The sequence below is a fragment of the uncultured Nitrosomonas sp. genome, assembly GCF_902826915.1.
In the GTDB taxonomy this organism is placed as follows: Bacteria; Pseudomonadota; Gammaproteobacteria; order Burkholderiales; family Nitrosomonadaceae; genus Nitrosomonas.
The window spans coordinates 1-1,830 of record NZ_CADEGP010000133.1 but is presented as its reverse complement, the minus strand read 5'-3'; the positions used below and the strand labels follow the sequence as shown (position 1 = coordinate 1,830).

At 39.9% G+C, this 1,830-nt stretch carries 4 protein-coding genes; 2 read left to right on the top strand and 2 right to left on the bottom strand.

The window, feature by feature from the left end; translation table 11 throughout:
• Positions 1-551 precede the first annotated feature (551 nt).
• Both QZV86_RS13725 and QZV86_RS13720 read left to right on the top strand, forming a co-directional pair.
• Complete coding sequence (locus tag QZV86_RS13725) at positions 552-797, top strand: hypothetical protein (protein WP_295629304.1); 246 nt, start codon at positions 552-554, stop codon at positions 795-797.
• Positions 798-927: 130 nt separating this feature from the next.
• Positions 928-1,170 carry a hypothetical protein gene (locus tag QZV86_RS13720; protein WP_295629300.1) on the top strand — a complete coding sequence of 81 codons (243 nt, stop codon included), beginning with the start codon at positions 928-930 and terminating at the stop codon, positions 1,168-1,170.
• 28 nt (positions 1,171-1,198) lie between these two features.
• Here QZV86_RS13720 and QZV86_RS13890 read toward each other — a convergent pair whose 3' ends face one another.
• Together QZV86_RS13890 and QZV86_RS13710 are read right to left on the bottom strand one after the other, a co-directional pair.
• Positions 1,199-1,471: an IS3 family transposase gene (locus QZV86_RS13890; RefSeq protein ID WP_366925711.1), complete on the bottom strand. Its 273-nt coding sequence runs from the start codon at positions 1,469-1,471 to the stop codon at positions 1,199-1,201.
• A 168-nt stretch (positions 1,472-1,639) separates the two neighbouring features.
• Positions 1,640-1,789 carry a hypothetical protein gene (locus QZV86_RS13710; protein WP_295629294.1) on the bottom strand — a complete coding sequence of 50 codons (150 nt, stop codon included), beginning with the start codon at positions 1,787-1,789 and terminating at the stop codon, positions 1,640-1,642.
• Positions 1,790-1,830: the final 41 nt, after the last annotated feature.

Below are 1,830 nucleotides of genomic sequence, written 5' to 3'. Positions count from 1 at the left end.
ATCAAAAACAGCAGGTCGCTTGATTCTCATACACCAGATTTGACTATAGCTCGGAGCGAGGAATTAAACCCGAGAGATTCAATTATAAACTGCCTAAAGAATCATTCGAGCTTTACCACTCAGCAACACAACACGTAAAACCCAAGAAAAACGCGCCTATGGCGTTTTTTGTCTTTGTGGTTGCTCTGTCTGTGCTATCAACGTTCGTATTTGGAGCCTATGCCGTCAACGTGTCACGAATAAAGTAGATGTTTCACCCGATATCGTCCAGGAAGAAGAAATTCTCATATCGACAGAAATAGATTTCTCAAATATTCCCCTAGCTGAAACTGGTCCGCAACCATCACAACAACCAGTTAAGCAATTTTTTAATATGCAGTTACTTTCAGAAGATATTGACTGGTCGAACGTGTCCGCATGCCTTACAAACTCAGGATCATGAGTTTGTTATGGGCAATCAGCACAGCGCCTGATTATTCCAAAGGAAACTTGCGAATTAGCCGTATTAAATGGCTGGACAAGAAAAGGGGAATAAATAAAAAGGAAACTCTATGAATAAGAAAACATTTACTATGGAAGTAGAAACACAAATGAAACAGGCTTATGCCGATGGGTTCCGATATTTGGTGACAGTTTATAAAAAATGTCCGATAGGGGATAAAGGCACTTTTGTTTCCTATCATTATAGAATTACTGATGCAAGCCAGACTATTAATGACTCGCAATTCCGAGACTTTCTTGTATTCCAGGATCTTTCACTATTGATTAAAAAACCTGAATATTTTTTCATTACTTGATTATCTAAGCATTTTATCTCAAACAATAAAAAACCCTCTAACAGAGGGTTTAAATCTCTCATGGGTATTTGCACTTAATTATCCAGGTGAAAATTTTATTACATCACGGAATGCTGGCCCGGAACAAGACATGCTTACAAGATTGATACTAGGAAAAGATGATCCACAAGATATTGCTTTTTTCCGGCACGAGCGTGCTGAAGCAAATTACTGCAAATCTTATTACGACATTGATTCAGAAATTGCACGACGAGTTCAAGAAGAGGTGCATTTAAAAGTACTTAGAGATCAACAAACGACATCTAGAGACTTATATCATCCTGATGTTATTAAAAATTATCCTGATTTATTTAATAAATCTTTCTTTAAATAGAACTAATAAATTGAGTAGAGTACATCTTTCATTTATAAATATTGGCGTCACTGATAGCTATGTGAACTACCGCATTGTAACTCCGGATTTTAATAATGAGGGAACAATAGAGGAAATTGGTCAGATTAAAATTGATCGGATTCTTCACACTTATGAATTCACACCGACTAATTTCTGGATCAACTATCACTTTATACCACCTTGGGTTAATCCCTGCTTCACGCATCAACCTGCCTACGCGTTTGTGAGTGACCCTGACTCCACGATCGGCTAATTCAATGGTAATGCGGGGGGCGGCCATACGTACAATCGCTTGTACGATATATGGTCATGATCTGCTCGGTCAATCGACAGTTGGCGATGGCCCTCTGGCTGGGTGCACGTTTAGCCCAGTCATAGTAACCGCTGTGCGATACACTGAGTGTCTTACATAGAACATGAGCTGGAAATTGGGCCCGGTTTGCCTTGATTAATTGGCACACCTTCCCCATCGATCTTTGTTGTTTGCAAACCAGGCCGTAGCCTTTGCCAATATGTCACGCTCCATCTCCACACGCTTGAGCTTCTTACGCAATTCCATTAGCTCCTGCCGCTCGTTGGCACTCAAAGAGGTGGTCACACTTGATTGGACAGTTTTTCCCATATTTTAAGTGGAAATCT